Genomic DNA, 18246 nt, shown 5'->3' on the forward strand with positions numbered 1-18246 from the left:
ACAGGTATGACCACCGACACCGCCACCCGCCCCACCCAGACCCACGACGTGATCATCGTCGGGTCCGGCCCGGCCGGCTACACCGCCGCCGTCTACGCCGCGCGGGCCAACCTCCGCCCGCTCGTCTTCGCCGGGGCGGTCACCGCGGGCGGCGCGCTCATGAACACCACCGAGGTGGAGAACTTCCCCGGGTTCCCCGAGGGCATCCTCGGCCCGGACCTGATGGACAACATGTACAAGCAGGCCGTCCGGTTCGGCGCGGACGTGCGCTACGAGGACGTCGTCGCCACCGACCTGACCGCCGAGCCCAAGACCGTCACCACCGGCGACGGCGAGACGTTCGCGGCCCGGTCGGTCATCCTGGCCAACGGCTCGGAGTACAAGGAGCTGGGCCTGCCCGAGGAGAAGCGGCTCGGCGGGCACGGGGTCTCCTTCTGCGCCACCTGCGACGGGTTCTTCTTCCGCGGCCAGCACGTGCTGGTCGTCGGCGGCGGGGACTCCGCGATGGAGGAGGCCACCTTCCTCACCCGGTTCGTGGAGAAGGTGACGGTCGTGCACCGCCGCGACGAGCTCCGGGCCTCCAAGATCATGGCCGCCCGCGCCATGGCGAACGAGAAGATCGAGTTCGCCTGGAACAGCGAGGTCGCCGCGATCCACGGCGAGGACAAGGTCACCGGCGCGACCCTGCGGGACACCGTGACCGGGCAGACCCGGGAGATCGACGCCACCGGCATCTTCGTCGCCATCGGTCACAAGCCGCGCACCGAGATGCTCCGCGGCCAGGTCACCCTGGACGACGCCGGCTACATCCAGGTCACCCACCCCAGCACCGCGACCACCGTCCCGGGCGTGTTCGCCTGCGGGGACGCCGTCGACCACGTGTACCGCCAGGCCATCACGGCCGCCGGGACCGGGTGCGCCGCGGCCCTGGACGCCGAGCGCTACCTCGCCGTCCTCGACGAGGCGGCCGAGCCGGACACCGACGCCTCCCAGACGCCGCAGGGCTCCGTCCTGGTCTGACCCGCCGGCGGTTCCGCCTGGTCTGAGCCGGCGGCGGCTCCGCCCGTCGCACGGACCCGACGACCGTCGGACGGCCGGCCCCCTCGGCCGGGCAGGCCCGGCAGCCGATCGGCCCCCGCCACCCGCACGACAAGACGGCGCCGCAAGGTGCCGAAGAACCCACGGCGCCCCGGGCGCCACAAAGGAGAGAGATGAGCACCACCGAGGTCACCGACGCCACCTTCGACGCCGAGGTCCTGCAGTCCCCGAAGCCGGTGCTGGTCGACTTCTGGGCCACCTGGTGCGCGCCCTGCCGGCAGATGGCCCCCATCGTCGACGAGCTGGCCGCGCAGTACGGCGAGAAGATGAAGTTCACCAAGCTCGACGCCGACACCAACCCCGCCACCGTGCAGAAGTACGGGATCGTCTCCATCCCGACGTTCAACGTCTACGTCGGCGGTGAGTTGGTGAAGTCCATCGTCGGCGGGCAGCCCAAGCAGGCCTTCGCCGCCCAGCTCCAGGAGTTCCTGTCCTGACGTCAGGTCAGGCTCGACCGGCTGACCGGTCACAGGCTGCCCGCCGACCGGCTGACCGGCTGACCGGTCACAGGCTGCCCGCCGACCGGCTGACCGGCTGACCGGCTGACCGGCTGACCGGCTGACCGGCTGACCGGCTGACCGGCTGACCACGATCGCCTCCGGGAGCCTGTTGCTTTTTGGGCTGGCGCGGGCCTGGGCGTGTCTGCCGGCCGGCCTGGGCGCTGCCGGGAGGATCGGGGGTATGGCCAGGACGTACCGGGTGGTGGATCGGGACCAGGAGTTCTTGCTCCCGCCGGACATGCGTGAGTGGTTGCCGCCGGAGCATCTGGTGTGGTTCTTGATCGCGGCGGTGGAGCGGATGGACACCACCGCCTTCCACGCCAAGGCCCGGTTGGGTGGGGTGGGTCGGCGGGGGTATGACCCGGAGATGCTGCTGACGCTGTTCGTGTACGCGATGGCGCAGGGGGAGTCCTCCTCGCGGCGGATCGAGCGGCTGTGCCACACGGATGTGGCGTTCCGGGTGATCTGCGCCCAGGACGTCCCGGACCACACGGTGCTGGCCCGGTTCCGCCAGCGCCACGAGGAGGCGCTGACCGGTCTGCTGACCGAGTCGTTGGTGCTGGCCGCCGAGCTGGGGATGCTCTCGATGGGGGTGGTGGCTCTGGACGGGACGAAGATCCAGGCCAGCGCCAGCAGGGGCGCCAACCGCAGCGAGGCCACCCTGCGGAAGATGGCGGAGGACTACGTCGGCCGGGTCGGCGCCACGGACGCGGAGGAGGACGCCCTGTTCGGTCCGGACAAGCGCGGGGACGAGCTGCCCGAGGCGGTGACCGACCGGACCGACCGGGGTGGGCGGATCCAGCGGGCGCTGGACGTCATCACCGCCCGCCGCACCAAGACCGAGGCGGAGGAGAAGAAGAAGGCCGAGCGGGCCCAGAAGCGCGCCGCCGCCCGCAAGGTGGAGGCGGAGGCGGAGGCGGCGAGGGCCGCCGAGCGGGCCGAGAAGTATCTCGCCGCCCGCCGCAAGGCCGAGGCCGAGGCGGCGAAGACGGCCGAGCGGGCAGAGAAGACGGTCGAGCGGGCCGAGGAGTACCAGAGCGCGCAGGCGGAGGGGGCCCCGCTGTGCGGGCACCCGCCGAAGGGGGTGGACCCGGTCGGCGTGGCCAGGGCCCGGTGGGAGCGGGCGCGGGCGCAGGCCGCGGCCCGGTACGAGGCCTACCAGGGCGACCTGGCCGCCGGGGTGGTCAGGAGGGGACGCCCGCCGCTGCCGCCGGACGAGCACTGCCGGGTCCGTCGGGCCTGGGTGGCCTACCAGGCGGCCCTGGCCGCCCGCGGCCTCGTGACCGCTGGTCAGGACACGGCCGGCGGCACCGATCAGGACCGGGCCCCAGGCGCCGGCGCCGGCAACGCCACCGGGGCCGGCACGGAGCAGACCGCCGACGCCGGCCAGGCGCCGGGCGCCGGCACGGAGCAGGCCGCAGACGCTGAGAAGGTTGGCGCCGGGGCGGCGGCGCAGGCCGGCGGCCCGGCCGGGGAGAACGCCGGGGAGAAGGTGTATGCCAACCTCACCGACCCGGACTCCCGGCTGATGAAGACCCGCGACGGTTGGGTCCAGGGCATGAACTGCCAGACCTCCACCAGCGAGGACGTGTTCATCCTGACCGCCCGGGCCACCCAGGACACCACCGACGTGCGCCAGTTCCTGCCCACCAAGGACGCGGTCGAGACCACCCTGGCCACCATCGCCGAGCGCACCGGCCGGACGGACCTGACCATCGGGACGATGCTCGCCGACGCGGGGTATGACTCCAACGAGAACCTCACCGCACCCGGCCCGGACCGGTTGATCGCCGACAGCAAGCGCCGCCGCCTGTCCGCCCGCGCCACCACGAACCCGGCCGAGGGTCCACCACCGGAGGGTGCGTCGGCCCGGGAGAAGGTCAACCACCGGCTGCGCACCCCCGACGGGCTCGCCACCTACCGGCGCCGGTCCCACCTGATCGAAGCCCCCAACGCCTGGCTGAAGGACGGCCGCGGGCTGCGCCGGTTCTCCCGCCGCGGCCTGGCAGCGGTGCAGTCCGAGCTCTCCCTGGCCGCCGGGGTGACCAACCTGCTCCGCCTGCTCGCCAAGGGAGTGACCACCGCCCAGCTCCAGGTCGCCTGACCCCCACCAGGGGCACCCCCACACCCCCGCCAGGGCCCCCACCCGCCCGCACAGCCCCCGAAGTCCCCCCAGGGCGTCCAGCACACGCTCGGCCCGGCTCACCGAGCCGCTGGTCCGAAAATCCCGCCACCAGGCCCCCGCGCGACCGCCGCCAAAGGACAACAGGCTCCCGGAGGCGATCTCGTGCGGATCTCGCACATTTTCGCCTCCCGAGGCCATCGTGGTTCGCGGGCGTGGGCGGCCGTAACCGCAGGCGACCGTCGTCCGGCGCCGCCCCCACCTCAGGCGCCGGGCCGCGGGCGCCCGCGAGCTGACCGGCGCGCGGCCTAGCGTCCCCCCAGCCCCCCAGCCCCGCGCCCCCGGGCCACATGCCCAGGGGCGCCGTCGTGCCCACCGGCCGCACCGCCGTCGGCCCGCCACCATCCCGACCCGTCCACCACCCGACGCGCCTCCCGGCCCCCGCCGGCCGCGGTGGCAGACTTGCCCGAACCGGCCGCGGCAGGCGCGGCCGGGACGAGAGGGAGCAGCGCGATGAGCGAGGGTGCGCAGACGGGTCCGGGCGGGCGAAGCAGCGGCGAGCGCGCCGCCGCTGCCGCCGCCGCCCAGGCCGGCACCCGGCTCGACCCCTGGTACGCCAGCTACGCCGACCGCGCCCACGGCATGCGGGCCTCCGAGGTCCGCTCCCTCTTCGCCGTCGCCAACCGCCCCGAGGTGGTCTCCCTCGCCGGCGGGATGCCCAACATCGCCGGCCTCCCGCTGGACTTCCTCGCCGACATGACCGCCAAGCTCCTCCGCGAGCGCGGCGCCAAGGCGCTGCAGTACGGCGGCGGGCAGGGCGAGGAGGTGCTCCGCGAGCAGATCGTGGAGGTGATGCGCTACGACCACGTGCACGCCCACCCCGACGACGTCGTCGTCACCACCGGCTCCCAGCAGGCCCTGGACCTGGTCACCGAGATCTTCATCAACCCCGGCGACGTCGTCGTCGCCGAGGCCCCCAGCTACGTCGGCGCCCTGGGCGTCTTCCGGGCCTACCAGGCCGACGTCGTGCACGTCCCGATGGACGACGCCGGCCTGGTGCCCGAGGCCCTCGACCGCACCCTGACCGACCTGGAGCGGGCCGGCCGGCGGGTGAAGTTCCTGTACACGGTGCCCAACTTCCACAACCCGGCAGGGGTGAGCCTGTCCGCCGAGCGACGCCCGCAGGTCGTGGAGATCTGCCGGCGGCACCACGTGCTAGTCGTCGAGGACAACCCCTACGGCCTGCTCGGCTTCGAGGGTGACCCGCCGCCGGCGCTGAAGAGCTACGACGCCGACGGTGTGGTCTACCTCGGGTCCTTCTCCAAGACCTTCGCCCCGGGGTACCGGGTGGGCTGGGCGCTCGCCCCGCACGCGGTGCGGGAGAAGCTCGTCCTGGCCAGCGAGGCCGCGATCCTGTCCCCGACGATGATGGGCCAGCTGTCGATCGCCACCTACCTGTCCAGCTACGACTGGTACGGGCAGGTCAAGGAGTACCGCGGGATGTACCGCGAGCGGCGCGACGCGATGCTGGCCGCCCTCGCCGAGTTCCTGCCCGAGGCCCGGTGGACGGTGCCCGACGGCGGCTTCTACACCTGGGTCACCCTGCCCCCCGGGCTGGACGCCCAGGCCATGCTGCCCCGCGCCGTGACCAACCTGGTCGCCTACGTCTCCGGCACGGCGTTCTACGCCGACGGGCAGGGCCGGGACCACCTGCGGCTGTCGTTCTGCTACCCCCCGCCGGAGCGGATCCGGGAGGGCGTGCGGCGCCTGGCGACCGTCGTCAACGCCGAGCGGGAGCTCATCGACATGTTCGGCACGCACCCCGGCGCCCACCGCGGCGGGGCCGGCGTGGAGACCCCGTCGCCGGACCAGGTCTGAGGAGGCTAGATGGAGCAGGAGCACGGCACGGACGGACCCGGGGCCGGCGCGGGCGGGCCGGGCGCGGGCAGCCCCGACGCCGGTCCTGAGCGGTCCGACGGCGGCCCGGCCCCGGCCGGGACGCCCACCGTGGCGATCCTGGCCGGCGGGCTGTCCCACGAGCGGGACGTCTCGGTGCGCTCGGGCCGCCGGGTGGCCGGGGCGCTGCGGGACCGGGGCGTGCACGTCGAGGTCCTCGACGTCGACGCCAACCTCGTCCCCGCCCTGACCGACCTCGCGCCGGACGTGGTGTGGCCGCTCGTGCACGGCTCGACAGGGGAGGACGGCTCGCTGCAGGACCTGCTGGACGTCCTCGGCCTGCGCTACGTCGGGACGACGGCGGCCGGCTGCCGGGTGGCCTCGGACAAGCCCACCGCCAAGGCGCTGCTGCGCGCCGCCGGCCTGCCCACCCCGGACTTCGTGGCGCTGCCCCAGTCCCTGTTCCGCGAGGTCGGCGCGCACCCGGTGCTCCGCGCCGTCACCGCCCGCCTGGGCCTGCCGCTCGTGGTCAAGCCGGCCGAGGGCGGCTCGGCCCTCGGCGTCACCATGGTCACCGAGGAGGCGGACCTGCCCGCGGCGATGGTCGCCTGCTTCGCCTACGGGGAGGTGGCCCTGATCGAGCGGGCGGTGGCCGGCACCGAGGTGGCCGTCTCCGTCGTCGACCTCGGGGACGGGCCGCGCGCGCTCCCGCCGGTGGAGATCGTCACCGAGGGGCCCTACGACTACGACGCCCGCTACAACCCGGGGCGCAGCGAGTACTTCGTCCCGGCGCGGCTGGACGCCGGGCGGCAGCGCGCCGTCACCGACCTCGCGGTCGCCGTCCACACCACCCTGGGCCTGCGCCACCTCTCCCGGACCGACCTCATCCTCGACGCCGACGGCACCGCCTGGTTCCTCGACGTCAACGTCGCGCCCGGGATGACCGAGACCTCGCTCTTCCCGCAGGCCGCGCAGGCGGCGGGGGACCCCGAGGAGCTGTACCTCTCGCTGCTGGCCGCCGCCCTCCGCTGACGGCGACGCCGCCGGCCGTGCCGGTCCGGCGGGCGCCGCCGCGGGGCTCAGTCGTCCGTGACGGGACCGACGTCGGGGGCCAGGACCGCGAGGATCCGGTCGAGGTCCTCCATGCTGGCGAACTCGATGGCGATCCGGCCCTTGCGCTGGCCGAGGTTGACCTTCACCCGGGTGTCGAACCGGTCGGCGAGGCGGGCCGCCAGCCGGTTCAGCGCCTCGGCGTGCTCGCCGGTCCGGGGCCGCCGGCGCATCTCCGGGGCGACCGGCTCGTCCCCGAGGGCGACGATCTCCTCCGTCGCGCGCACGCTCAGCCCCTCCGCGACGATCCGCTGCGCGAGGCGTTCCATCGCACCGCCGTCGGCCAGGCCGAGCAGGGCGCGGGCGTGCCCGGCCGAGAGGACCCCGGCCGCCACCCGGCGCTGGACCAGGGGCGGGAGCTTCATCAGCCGGAGGGTGTTGGAGATCTGCGGCCGGGACCGGGCGATCCGGGTGGCGAGCTCGTCGTGCGTGCAGCCGAAGTCCTCGAGCAGCTGCTGGTAGGCGGCCGCCTCCTCCAGCGGGTTCAGCTGTGCCCGGTGGAGGTTCTCCAGGAGCGCGTCGCGCAGCAGATCGGCGTCGCCGGTCTCCCGGATGATCGCCGGGACGGTGTCATTGCCGGCCTGCCGGGTGGCCCGCCAGCGCCGCTCGCCCATGATGAGCTCGAACCGGGCGTCCGGGTTGTCCGCCACCGGGTGCGGCAGCGGCCGCACGACGACCGGCTGCAGGACGCCGACCTCCCGGATGGAGGCCGCCAGCTCCTCCAGCTCCTCCTCGTCGAAGACCTGCCGGGGTTGGCGGGTGTTGGGGATGATCTGCTCGACCGGGATCTCGGCGAAGGATGCGCCGGGGACCGGGACCAGCCCGTCCGGGTCGTCGTCCGTGGCCGGTTGCTGCTGCTGGCGGCCCGGCTTTCCGTCGTCAACCGTCGCCGGGCTCGCCGCGGTCGCCACGGAGTCGGCCGCCGACGGCGTCCCGGCCGACGTGGCCGGCGTCGCCGGCTCGGCCCCGACCGCGGTGCTCGGGTCTGCGGTGTCGGCCGGGTCTGTCGCGCCGGCCGGATTTGTCGCGTCAGCCGGCGCTGCCACGTCAGCCACCTCGTCCGGCGCGCTGTCCGGCTGGGGCACGGCCTCCGGCTCCCGTGCGTCGGACGGCTCCGGCTCCCGTGCGTCGGACGGCTCCGGCGCCGACTCGGCCGACCGGCGAGCCGAGCCATCGGCCGTGGGGCTGGTGCGCGAGGCCGGCTTCCCGCCGCGGGTACCGCCCGCCGTCCTCCCAGCCGACCTGCCGCGCCCCCGGGCCGTCGGCTCCATGAGCGCCCGCGCGGCCGACCGGGCCTGGCTCGGCGGGCGGTCCGCCGCGTCCGCCGGCTCCTCGCCCGACGCTGGGGTGGAGGCGAAGAAGACGTCGGTAGGGCGGTCGGGGAGCGTCGCCGTGCCCGGGCCGGTCGGGATGAGGGCACCGATCCCGCGGCCCAGGCCCCGCCGCTTCTCGGTCATCGGTCATCCTCCTGAGGGTTCGCGGTCTGGTCTGCTGAGTCCGTCTGGTCTGCTGGGTCCGCGTGGTCTGCTGGGTCGGTGTCCTCTGAGGTGCCCGTCTGCACTCCCTGGTCAGGCCGCGCGCCGTCCCCCTCGCCGCTCCCGTCCTCCTCGGCCCGCTCCGCGATCTCCTGCGCCGCCTCCAGGTAGGCGAGCGCACCGCTCGAGCCGGCGTCGTAGGCGAGGACGGTCTGCCCGTAGCTCGGTGCCTCGGAGATCCGCACCGACCGGGGGATCGTGGCGGTGAGCACCTGGCCGGGGAAGTGCTCCCGGACCTCCGCGGCGACCTCGCGGGAGAGGTTCGTCCGGCGGTCGAACATCGTCAGCAGGATTGTCGACACGTGTAGTCCGGGATTGAGGTGCCCGCGGATGAGCTCGATGTTGCTGAGGAGCTGGCTCAGGCCCTCGAGCGCGTAGTACTCGCACTGGATGGGGATGAGTACCTCGGTCGCGGCGACGAAGGCGTTGATCGTGAGAAGGCCCAGGCTCGGCGGGCAGTCGATCACCACGTAGTCGACCGGCTCCCGGCCCTCCGCCTCCCGCTGCTCGAGGTACTGCCGCAGGGCGATCCGCAGCCGGTTCTCCCGGGCAACCATCGACACCAGCTCGATCTCCGCGCCAGAGAGGTCGATCGTGGCCGGTGCCACGAGCACGCCCGGGTGCTCCGTGCACTCCTGCACCACGTCCTGCAGGGGGTCGCCGTTGATGACGACGTCGTAGATGGAGGGGACCCCCGCATGGTGGTCCACCCCGAGCGCCGTCGACGCGTTGCCCTGCGGGTCGGCGTCGATGACCAGCACATGCAGGCCCCCGGCGGCGAGGGCCGCGGCGAGGTTGACCGCAGTGGTGGTCTTGCCGACGCCGCCCTTCTGGTTGGCGACCGTGAACACCCGGGTCGTGGCCGGGCGGGGGAACCGCGCACCGGCGAGCCGGATCCGCCGACGGGCGTCCTCGGCCAGCTCCGCCGCAAGCGGGGTCGTCTCGTCCGCCTCCGGCACGGTCCGGAGAAGCGCTTTACGACGGCGATCGTCCGGTATGTCGGAGCGGTCGCCGGGGAGGCTGCCGTCGGGCATGCCAAGGGCATCTGTCGGAGGCACGCTGTCCCCTCCTGCTAGGTCGGATCTGGCCAAGCACTCACGATAGGTGCGCGCACACCGCCGATCGGGGACGGCGCGCGGCGCGTCGCGTTTCACGTGAAACGCAGCCGAGTACCCCGTCGTGCGAGCGCACATCGGGCGATGCGCCGACCGGGCCAAGCGACGCCGGCACGCTTGGGCGCGACCAGCGACACCGGCCGGACGATGGTGGGCACGAAATCGGGGATGCCGGCAGCCCGATGGCGGGAACTCCTGACAGCGGCGAGCCAACGGGCCGGTATCCGGTCTCCGACGGGTGCCGGTGCCGCGGTAGTTCCGGGTCAGCCCCTTCCGCCGCAGCACCCAACCGTGCCAGGCCGGCATCCCCGTCCGCAGCCGAGCACGTTTCACGTGGAACCGTCTTGTCTGCACCGTCCCGGGGCCGCGTACACCTGCCCACGCCACGACGGCGGCGGCAGGGCGGGAGGGCCTCCCGCCATCGACCCCTCGGGGCCGGCGTAGCAGCTGGTCGTCCTCGTCGCCACCCGGCACATCCGCTCCGCTGGCCGCCCCGTACGACTCCGACGAGCACGGCCGCATTCCACGCCCGGCGGTGCCCGTACGCCCCCAGGTCAGGAGAACCGTGAAGGAGCGCGCACAGCACTGCTTGTGGTCATGGCCTCTGACGCGGCGCCGCTGCACCCGGGCGAGCAGGGACCTACCCCGGAACGCAGGAATGCCCGCGCGCCGCCATGTGTCACGTTGTTGCCGGGCCTTCCGTCTCCGCTTCCCACGTCGGCCCGTGTTTCACGTGAAACCTCGATAGCGGGATCTATGGCGTCTGCCCGGAGGTCTTTCCTACCGACCCTGACCGGGACGACCTGCCGCTTCGCACGGTCGTCGCACGGTCGTCGCGTAGAAGTGTCGTAGACACGAGGAGAAGGATAGGGGGACGGGCACCTGGCAGTCGTGACCGAGACCGTTCGCCTGACCAGGGAGCGCCATCCCGGCCCGGATGCGAACTCTGCACCTGCTGCCTCTCGTCCAGGCGACATCTATGTCGTGACCGCGAAGACCTACAGGCCGTCGGCTGGACGTTCGCCACAAGGACCCTGCACTGTTGCGCCCTCGAGCCGTTCGCCGGCGCTGACGGTGTTTCACGTGAAACAGCGTGGAGCGCAGCACCGGACCTCCAGACACCCTCGCGAGCTGTTGCGTGGGAGCCACGGTGATCAGTCGCAGCAAGGCGGTCTCGGCATCGCTTCGGCTCCGAGCACGCAAGGAGGCCCTGGCAACATTGCCGATCAGAGCCGTAAGCACCGGCGGCGGCGTCCGCGACCATGGCGGGGCCTTCGACCATCGCCTTGCGCTGACCGTCGGGGTTGTGAGTGCTGGTGGGAACGCACGACGTTGTTGGAGAACTCGTGGTCTGGAACGCCCTGACGCCAGTGGCGCGGGACCCGGCCGCATGTGTCACCGGGGCCTTCCGCACCGCCGATGCCTTCCCTACCGATGCCGTTTCACGTGAAACTGTGGCAGAGGCCGCCATGCACGACCTTCTGGATCTGTCGTTGTACGCCGCAGAGCCGCAGCCGAGCCTCCAACGTCCGCCGCCACGCGCCGACCGGCGCCCATCTACCACGTGCCCCACGGCCGGCTCCAAGGCCTTCATGCCGGCCGCTGCAACCGCGGCTTGGCGCGGGTGCGTAGCGCTTTGGAACATCCAGGCTCGGCCCTACCTGCCGCGTTCCAGCGATGCCGACGGACACGAGCCGCGAGAACCCGCCTTCGGGCTTGCTCATGTCGGCCATATAATCGACGCACGTTGCACCGCGGGCACGGTTCCACGTGAAACACCGTCCGGAGCGTGCAGTTCGTTGTAGAGGCGCAGGACGGCGTTCTGCCCTAGGAGTTCAGGCCAGACGATGCTCGCGGTGCCCGCGGACATCGAGAGGCAGTCAGTTCCGGCCTCCGTATGGCTCGGCGCGTGTGGCCCAGGACTGTCCGCTCGTCTAGCCGATCCACGCGCCTAGCCCATCTGGCCCGGCTTCTCGAGGACCAGACCGGCAGGCGCAAGCAGGTGGCGTCGGCGTCGGTGCTGCAGCGCCGATATGTCACGGCTGCCTGCGCCCCTCGGAGGGCTTGCTTGCGGCTGAGGTAGACCGACCCCCCCGGGGGTTCCACGTGAAACGAAGCCGCCCGCGCGCATGAGTAGTGACCGGTTGCCTCTGTTGTGCGGCACGCTGGACTTCTCGGACGACGACTTGGTTCCCTCACAGACGACGGTCTTGGTTCCCTCACAAACCTGACGCGGTCCCCGAGCTACTTCGCCCTGGGGGACCTCCGGTGCGACGAAGGCGCCGAGTCGAGCAGGCGTTCACCTTCGTGACCCGGAACCTAGACGCCAATGGACGCGCATCACATACGTGCGCCCGACACAGCGCGCGACCGCAGTGAAGAGCGGTTGTGTGGACAGGGCGACGGTCGTCGAAGAACTCTGGGGAACTGACTTAAGCGACATGTGTAGGTGAGTCATCTCTGCAAGCGTCGGCAGCGCCGGGGTATGACATCCCGTGGCCTAATCCGGCCTAATACCGTCCGTTACAGTCCGTCCAGCCTCACAGCCCTGTTCAGTGGGGCCCACCCACCCAGTCTCAGGGCCTACTGGGTGGAACGACGGACCGGGCCGCCCTGCCCTCCCGGGCCAACGCTCAGCGCTTGCGGGCGACGACGACTGTGGCCGGCTCCACCCCAGCCACGGGCGTGACCTCTTCCACGCGCGCACCGTCGACACCGAGCTTCCGCAGCACGTACCGCGCGGCTTCGACCTCCTCGGCAGCCCGGCGTCCCTTGAGCGCCACCAGCGCACCGCCGGGCCGAACCAGCGGCAACGTCAGCCGCGCCAGCTTGTCCAGCGCGGCGACAGCGCGGGCGGTGACGACGTCGAAGGACGCCCGGCCGTGCAGCTCCTCGGCGCGCGCCCGCACCAGCCGGACGTTGTCGAGCCCGACCTCCTCGACCACGTCCGCCAGCCAGGTCACCCGCCGCTCCATCGGCTCGACGAGGTCGACCGTGACGTCCGGCCGCATCGCGGCCAGCACGATCCCGGGGAACCCGGCGCCCGAGCCGATGTCCGCGACGGTGCTGTCCGGCGGGACGAAGGGGACGACCGCCGCGGAGTTGACGAGGTGCCGCGTCCACAGCCGGGGCAGCTCACGCGGGCCGATCAGCCCGCGCAGCTCGCCCTCCTCGGCCAGCATCCGGGCGAACTGCTGCACCGGCGCCCAGGCCAGCCCGAAGAGCTCGCGGACCTCGGCCGACGGCTCCTCCACTGGGGGCGGGACGGGGGACTCGGCCATTCAGGCGGGGCGGACCACGACGTGCCGGTTCGGCTCGGTGCCCTCGGAGTCGCTCGTGAGGCCGGCCGCGGCGACGACGTCGTGCACCACCTTGCGCTCGAACGGGTTCATCGGCGCCAGCGCCACCTCCTGCCCGCTGTCGCGCACCCGGCCGATCGCCTCGTTCGCCACCGCGGTAAGCTCCTCCCGGCGCCGGCGGCGGTAGCCAGCGATGTCGAGCATGAGCCGGCTGCGCTCCCCGGTCTTCGTCTGCACGGCGAGGCGGGTCAGCTCCTGCACGGCGTCGAGGACCTCACCGTCCTCGCCGACGAGCCGGCGCAGCCACCGGTCGCCCTCCTCGGCCACGATCTCCACCGCCGCCCGGCCGTGCTCGACGTCGATGTCGATGTCGCCGTCCAGGTCGGCGATGTCGAGCAGCTCCTCGAGGTAGTCGGCGGCGATCTCGCCCTCCGCCTCGAGCCGCTCGATGCTCGCGCTGTCCGTGCCGCCCGAACCCTGCTCGGTGTCCACCTGCTCGTCCTCGCTCACACTGTCCTCATCTCGTTGCCTGGCCCGTGCGGTCGGGCTGGTCCTGGCCCTGGGATCGGGCGGTTCTGGGTCTAGCGGTCCTGGCAGTTCTGGTCGGGGTCCTGGCGCTTCTGGTCGGGGCGGTCCCTGCTCCGGGCGACCGGCGAGCCGAGCCGAGCCGAGCCATGCTGCGCGCCTGTGGTGCGTCTGGCGAAGTGGTCGCGGCCTCCGTGTTCCCAGCGACGGCGACCGGGCGGGGCGGTGGACCGGCCCTCCCCGGTCCGTCCCACCGGCCGGCCCGCCCGGACCTTCCCGTGCCGACGGCGGCCGGCCGGCCAGCCCCTGCTCGAGCTACCGCTTGCCTCCCGGCTTCCGCTGCTGCTTCCTGGCCTGGGCCTGTCGCCGCGCCGCGGCGGCCCGCCGCTCGGCAGCGCGCTCCTCGTACCGCTTCTGCGCCCGCTCCGAGGCGGTCAGCCCGTCCTTGCCGCGGACCTCGCCGTCCTCGGACTCCTCGTCCTCCGGCTCCGGCTCCGGCTCGGCCGGTCGCGCCGGTGCCGGCTCCGGCCGTGCGGGCTTCGCCGTCGGCGGGGGGCCGGAGCGCTTGGCCCGGTCCTTCCGCTTGGGCTGCACCCGCTGCCCGCCCCGCGGCGCCTCGGTCGGCGCGGCCGCGGCGGCGTCCTCCTCCGCGGCCGGCAGACCCTTGCGGGCCCGCTTGTGGGCGAGCCGCTCGGCGCGGAGCCGCGCCGCCTCGGAGCCGGGAGCCGGCTGGCGGCGGATCGTGTACCACTGCTGACCCATCGTCCACAGGTTGGTGACCAGCCAGTAGATCAGCACGCCGATGGGGAAGTTGACGCCGGAGAAGGCGAAGATCAGCGGCATGATGTACATCAGCATCTTCTGCTGACGCATCATCGGGTTGTCCAGCGTCGCCGCCGGCATGTTCTTCATCGTCAGCTGCCGCTGCGTGGTGAACGTCGTCACCGACATCAGGATGATCAGCAGGACGGTGACGACCTTGACGGCCGGCTCGGGGGACGAGAGGAACGTCGCCGAGATCGGCGCGCCGAGCAGCTCGGAGGACTCCGCCTGCGCGGCGAGTTCCTGCGTCAGCGGGCCGATCGCGTCGTTGGTCCCGACGGCGACGTCGTCCAGCAGGTTCAGGACGCGGAACAGCGCGAAGAAGATCGGCATCTGCAGCAGCATCGGCAGGCACGAGGCGAACGGGTTCGTCCCGTGCTTGCGGTACAGCGCCATCATCTCTTCCTGCATCTTCTGGCGCGATGCAGGGTCGGTCTTGTTCTTGTACTTCTTCTGCAGCTTCTGCATCTCGGGCTGCACGAGCTGCATGCCGCGGGAGGCCCTGATCTGCCGGAAGAACAGCGGGATGAGCAGGATCCGGATGACGACGACGAGACCGACGATCGACAGGATCCACGCCCAGCCCGACCCCCCGGCCATGCCGAGGAGCACGAGCAGATCGTGCACCCGGACCATGATCCACGCGACGGCGTACATGATCGGGTACAGGACGGTGTCCATGAATGTGCTCCTAGAGATCCTGCGGCGCGACGGCGTGACGCGCCCCCCGAGTGTCCTCACCGAGGGTACGTGGTGCGGGGACCCCGCCCGGTCCGGCCCTGGCGGCGGCGCCCGGTTCGGTCGTCGCGACGGCGTCCGACCCGGTCTTCACGACGCCGTCCGGTCCGGCCCTCGTGACGGCGTCCGACCCGGTCCTCGCGACGGCGACCGGTCCGCCCGGTGTGTCGACGTCTGCCTCCGCCGCGGTGGCGTCCGGCTCCGCCGCCGACGGCGTGCGGTCGGCGCTGTCCACGGCGCTGTCCTCGTCGTCGTCGGCGGTGCTCGCCCGGCGGAAGGCGGCCGACCAGTCCTCGGCCGGTGGCACGTGGTCCACGCCGCCCTTGCTCCACGGGTTGCACCGCAGCAGCCGCCAGCCGGCGAGCGCCGCGCCCTTGACCGGGCCGTGCCGCCGCAGCGCGGTGACGGCGTAGGCGGAGCAGGACGGGTAGTACTTGCAGCTCGGTGCCAGCCAGGGCGAGACGATGAACTGGTACGCCCGGACGAGCCCGAGCAGGATCCAGGTGAGCGGGTTGCGCACCCGCTCCTCCGCGGTGCCCCGCTCGGCGGTGCCGCCGGCGGCGCTCATGCGGCGCCCCGGGTGCGGGCGGCGCGGGCGGACCGGCGTCGGGCGGCGGCCAGCGCGGCGTCGACGTCCGATGCCAGCTGCTGGAAGGTCGCGCCGGCGGCGTCGGGCAGCGCCCGCACGACGACCCGGGCACCGGCGGGCAGGGCCACTACCCGCGCGGCGAGCACGGCGCGGAGCCGGCGCTTGACCTGGTTGCGCTGGACGGCGCCGCCGACGGCCTTGGGCACGACGAAGCCGACGAGCGCCGGTCGGTCGCTCGTCGTGGTCTCGTCAGTACCGGCGGCCAGGTGCACGACCAGGCGACGGGTGCCGCCGCGCGCACCGCGGCGGACGGCGTCGTCGAAGTCCGACGACCGGCGCATGCGGTGCTGGGCGGGCAGCAACGGTGCCGCTCAGGCCGAGAGCTGCGAGCGCCCCTTGCGCCGGCGCGCAGCGATGATGGCGCGGCCGGCGCGGGTCCGCATCCGCAGGCGGAACCCGTGGACCTTGGCCCGGCGCCGGTTGTTCGGCTGGAAAGTCCGCTTGCTCACGGCAGTACTCCAAAACGTCGGTGAATCGTCTCCGCCCCCGCCACGCGCGGGAAGTGCGCTCGTCCCGTCCGGCGGTTCCGTCATGGGGCCGCTGGGGCGTGGCTGCAGGACCGGTCCGGACGACCTACCTACGGTACGGGAGCGCGCGGAGGACGGTCAATCGCGCCCCGGGCGCCGTCGCTCACAGCCCCGGCCCACCCGAGCACCCGAGCACCCGAGCACCCGAGCATGCCCAGCCACCGGAGCACCACGTGGGCCGCGGCGGCCGACCCAGCTCGACGGCGACCGCGTCCTCCGCCGCAGCTGTGGACCAGCACGGCCCCCGCCCGACCAGCTGTGGACCAGCACGTCCTCTGGTTGTGGACGAGGGCCACCGTATAGTGGCCGGCGCCGGCCGCCGTCGTCCGTCTCCGCCGCGCCGGCAGCACGAGGTGGCTCTACCCACACGTGTGGATACGGGTGTGGACAGCCCGGTCGGCGTGCCACACTCGCTGTCAGTCCGTCGCCGCCCCGGGGGAAGCATGCCTCAGAACCAACCCACCACCTCCAGCTGGGCGCAGGCCGTCGACGTCCTGACCGACCGCGGGGACATCGGCGGGGCGCAGCTCGCCTTCGTCCGGATGACGCGCCCGCTCGGCGTCATCGACGACACCATCCTGCTGGCCGTGCCCAGCGACTTCGCTAAGGACTTCCTGGAGACCCGGGCGCGCGAGCCCATCCTCTCGGCCCTGGCCGAGGTGGTCGGCACCCCGGTGCGGTTCGCTGTGACCGTGGACCCCAGCCTGGAGGAGGTCACCCCCGAGCCCGTCCCGCCGGCCAGCCCGACGTCGGCGCGGACGGCGCCGTCGGCCCGCACCCCGGCCGGCGGGCACGAGGAGCGCGTCCTGCCCCCGCCGCTGCGGTCCAGCGCCGACCGTGGCATCTCGGCGGAGGACCCGTCGGTGGACTCCGCCCGGCTCAACCCGAAGTACACCTTCGAGACGTTTGTGACCGGCTCCTCCAACCGGTTCGCCCACGCCGCCGCGACCGCCGTCGCCGAGGCCCCGGCCAAGGCCTACAACCCGCTGTTCATCTACGGCGGCTCAGGCCTGGGCAAGACCCACCTGCTGCACGCGATCGGGCACTACGCGCGCAACCTCTACCCCGGTGCGCGGGTCCGCTACGTGAACTCCGAGGAGTTCACCAACGACTTCATCAACTCCATCCGGGACGACAAGGCGGAGAACTTCCAGCGGAGGTACCGCAACGTCGACGTCCTGCTCATCGACGACATCCAGTTCCTCGGCGGCAAGGAGCAGACGGTCGAGGAGTTCTTCCACACCTTCAACACGCTGCACAACGACAACCGGCAGGTGGTCATCACCTCCGACGTCCCGCCCAAGCAGCTCAACGGGTTCGAGGACCGGCTGCGCTCGCGCTTCGAGTGGGGGCTGCTCACCGACGTCCAGCCGCCGGACCTGGAGACCCGGATCGCGATCCTGCGGAAGAAGGCGGTGGCCGAGCGGCTGCAGGCCACCGACGAGGTGCTGGAGTACATCGCCTCGCGCATCTCCACCAACATCCGCGAGCTCGAGGGCGCGCTCATCCGGGTGACCGCCTTCGCCAACCTCAACCGTCAGCCGGTCGAGCTCTCCCTGGCCGAGATGGTCCTCAAGGACCTGATCACCGACCCCGAGGGCGAGAACATCACGCCCACCCTGATCATGAGCCAGACGGCGCACTACTTCTCGGTCTCCATCGACTCCCTGTGCTCCTCGGACCGCTCCCGGGTGCTCGTCAACGCCCGGCAGATCGCGATGTACCTGTGCCGGGAGCTCACCGACCTGTCCCTGCCCAAGATCGGCCAGCTCTTCGGCGGGCGGGACCACACCACCGTCATGCACGCCAACCGCAAGATCCGCGAGCAGATGGCGGAGAAGCGGTCGACCTACAACCAGGTCACCGAGCTGACGAACCGGATCAAGCAGAAGGCCCGCGGGGCCTGACCCGTCGTCCCGACGCACCTCCGTCGCCGGCGACGGCGTCCCCTCCGCGCCGCCACGAACCTTCCCGCCGCCGCCGCGCCCGGGGACCGGACACGGGGTCCCTTGCCAAACCACGCCCCTCGGGAGTAGGGGATGCACAGCTGTGCACACACCTGTGGACAACGGTGGACAGCTCGGGACCGGCCGGTGGACTGCTCCGCCCCTCCCGGTGGACGGCCGGTGTGCGCGGCCCGCTCGTCCACCGCCGGAACGGTCTCTCCACAGCGCCGGCCACGCCCGCGCCCACACCCCCGCTGCCCTTCTGACCTGCGCAGACGCCGCTCCTCCACAGCGTCCACAACGGCTATGACGACGATGACCTAGAGAGATCGAGATGGCTGTGGAGAGCCAACATGGGTCCGGC

Annotated in this window: 14 protein-coding genes; 6 read left to right on the forward strand and 8 right to left on the reverse strand. The window is 72.8% G+C overall.

The annotated features are described in order from the left end of the window. Window positions 1-6 precede the first annotated feature (6 nt). The 5 genes from trxB (at window position 7) to MF406_RS01295 (ending at window position 6648) form a co-directional block, all read left to right on the forward strand. A complete protein-coding gene (gene trxB / locus MF406_RS01265) occupies window positions 7-1020 on the forward strand; it encodes a thioredoxin-disulfide reductase (protein WP_242896229.1) in 1014 nt (337 codons plus the stop codon). Between the two features lie 191 nt (window positions 1021-1211). Beyond that, entirely contained in the window at window positions 1212-1535 is a 324-nt protein-coding gene (gene trxA, locus MF406_RS01270) for a thioredoxin (protein ID WP_242896230.1), read from the forward strand. Between the two features lie 244 nt (window positions 1536-1779). Then, entirely contained in the window at window positions 1780-3702 is a 1923-nt protein-coding gene (locus MF406_RS18830; protein ID WP_305852966.1) for a transposase, read from the forward strand. 531 nt (window positions 3703-4233) lie between these two features. After that, on the forward strand, window positions 4234-5598 hold the full coding sequence (locus tag MF406_RS01290) for a PLP-dependent aminotransferase family protein (RefSeq protein ID WP_371744561.1): 1365 nt from the start codon (window positions 4234-4236) through the stop codon (window positions 5596-5598). Window positions 5599-5607: 9 nt separating this feature from the next. Next, window positions 5608-6648, forward strand: coding sequence for a D-alanine--D-alanine ligase (locus MF406_RS01295; RefSeq protein WP_242896231.1), 1041 nt, complete (start codon window positions 5608-5610; stop codon window positions 6646-6648). A gap of 47 nt (window positions 6649-6695) precedes the next feature. On the opposite strand, the gene MF406_RS18980 is transcribed toward MF406_RS01295, so the two are convergent. The 8 genes from MF406_RS18980 to rpmH all read right to left on the reverse strand — a co-directional run bounded on the left by MF406_RS18980 (window position 6696) and on the right by rpmH (window position 15858). Then, window positions 6696-7637, reverse strand: coding sequence for a ParB/RepB/Spo0J family partition protein (locus MF406_RS18980; protein ID WP_371744562.1), 942 nt, complete (start codon window positions 7635-7637; stop codon window positions 6696-6698). A gap of 542 nt (window positions 7638-8179) precedes the next feature. Beyond that, on the reverse strand, window positions 8180-9220 hold the full coding sequence (locus MF406_RS01305) for a ParA family protein (RefSeq protein ID WP_305852981.1): 1041 nt from the start codon (window positions 9218-9220) through the stop codon (window positions 8180-8182). A gap of 2789 nt (window positions 9221-12009) precedes the next feature. Then, the gene (rsmG, locus tag MF406_RS01310; protein ID WP_242896234.1) at window positions 12010-12657 is read right to left on the reverse strand and encodes a 16S rRNA (guanine(527)-N(7))-methyltransferase RsmG; all 648 of its coding nucleotides are present in this window, start codon (window positions 12655-12657) and stop codon (window positions 12010-12012) included. Then, window positions 12658-13167: a R3H domain-containing nucleic acid-binding protein gene (locus MF406_RS01315; protein ID WP_242897911.1), complete on the reverse strand. Its 510-nt coding sequence runs from the start codon at window positions 13165-13167 to the stop codon at window positions 12658-12660. It abuts the gene before it with no gap. Between the two features lie 348 nt (window positions 13168-13515). Next, a complete protein-coding gene (gene yidC / locus MF406_RS01320; RefSeq protein WP_242896235.1) occupies window positions 13516-14703 on the reverse strand; it encodes a membrane protein insertase YidC in 1188 nt (395 codons plus the stop codon). Window positions 14704-14713: 10 nt separating this feature from the next. After that, window positions 14714-15328: a membrane protein insertion efficiency factor YidD gene (gene yidD, locus MF406_RS18985; RefSeq protein ID WP_371744563.1), complete on the reverse strand. Its 615-nt coding sequence runs from the start codon at window positions 15326-15328 to the stop codon at window positions 14714-14716. Further along, complete coding sequence (rnpA, locus tag MF406_RS01330; protein WP_371744564.1) at window positions 15325-15690, reverse strand: ribonuclease P protein component; 366 nt, start codon at window positions 15688-15690, stop codon at window positions 15325-15327. The genes yidD and rnpA overlap by 4 nt, the downstream gene beginning before the upstream one ends. A 30-nt stretch (window positions 15691-15720) precedes the next feature. Beyond that, complete coding sequence (gene rpmH / locus MF406_RS01335) at window positions 15721-15858, reverse strand: 50S ribosomal protein L34 (RefSeq protein ID WP_242896237.1); 138 nt, start codon at window positions 15856-15858, stop codon at window positions 15721-15723. A gap of 521 nt (window positions 15859-16379) precedes the next feature. On the opposite strand from rpmH, the gene dnaA reads away from it, so the two are divergent. Beyond that, window positions 16380-17843, forward strand: a complete 1464-nt coding sequence (gene dnaA, locus MF406_RS01340) for a chromosomal replication initiator protein DnaA (RefSeq protein ID WP_242896238.1) — start codon at window positions 16380-16382, stop codon at window positions 17841-17843. Window positions 17844-18246 lie beyond the last annotated feature (403 nt).

It is taken from the genome of Georgenia sp. TF02-10, from assembly GCF_022759505.1.
Classification (GTDB): domain Bacteria; phylum Actinomycetota; class Actinomycetes; order Actinomycetales; family Actinomycetaceae; genus TF02-10.

What these genes read in the sequence shown, in the direction of transcription:
- trxB (WP_242896229.1), top strand. Translation starts at nt 7, where the DNA reads ATGACCACCGACACCGCCACCCGCCCCACCCAGACCCACGACGTGATC.
- trxA (WP_242896230.1), top strand. Translation starts at nt 1,212, where the DNA reads ATGAGCACCACCGAGGTCACCGACGCCACCTTCGACGCCGAGGTCCTG.
- MF406_RS18830 (WP_305852966.1), top strand. Translation starts at nt 1,780, where the DNA reads ATGGCCAGGACGTACCGGGTGGTGGATCGGGACCAGGAGTTCTTGCTC.
- MF406_RS01290 (WP_371744561.1), top strand. Translation starts at nt 4,234, where the DNA reads ATGAGCGAGGGTGCGCAGACGGGTCCGGGCGGGCGAAGCAGCGGCGAG.
- MF406_RS01295 (WP_242896231.1), top strand. Translation starts at nt 5,608, where the DNA reads ATGGAGCAGGAGCACGGCACGGACGGACCCGGGGCCGGCGCGGGCGGG.
- rsmG (WP_242896234.1), bottom strand. Translation starts at nt 12,657, where the DNA reads ATGGCCGAGTCCCCCGTCCCGCCCCCAGTGGAGGAGCCGTCGGCCGAG.
- yidC (WP_242896235.1), bottom strand. Translation starts at nt 14,703, where the DNA reads ATGGACACCGTCCTGTACCCGATCATGTACGCCGTCGCGTGGATCATG.
- yidD (WP_371744563.1), bottom strand. Translation starts at nt 15,328, where the DNA reads ATGAGCGCCGCCGGCGGCACCGCCGAGCGGGGCACCGCGGAGGAGCGG.
- rnpA (WP_371744564.1), bottom strand. Translation starts at nt 15,690, where the DNA reads ATGCGCCGGTCGTCGGACTTCGACGACGCCGTCCGCCGCGGTGCGCGC.
- dnaA (WP_242896238.1), top strand. Translation starts at nt 16,380, where the DNA reads ATGCCTCAGAACCAACCCACCACCTCCAGCTGGGCGCAGGCCGTCGAC.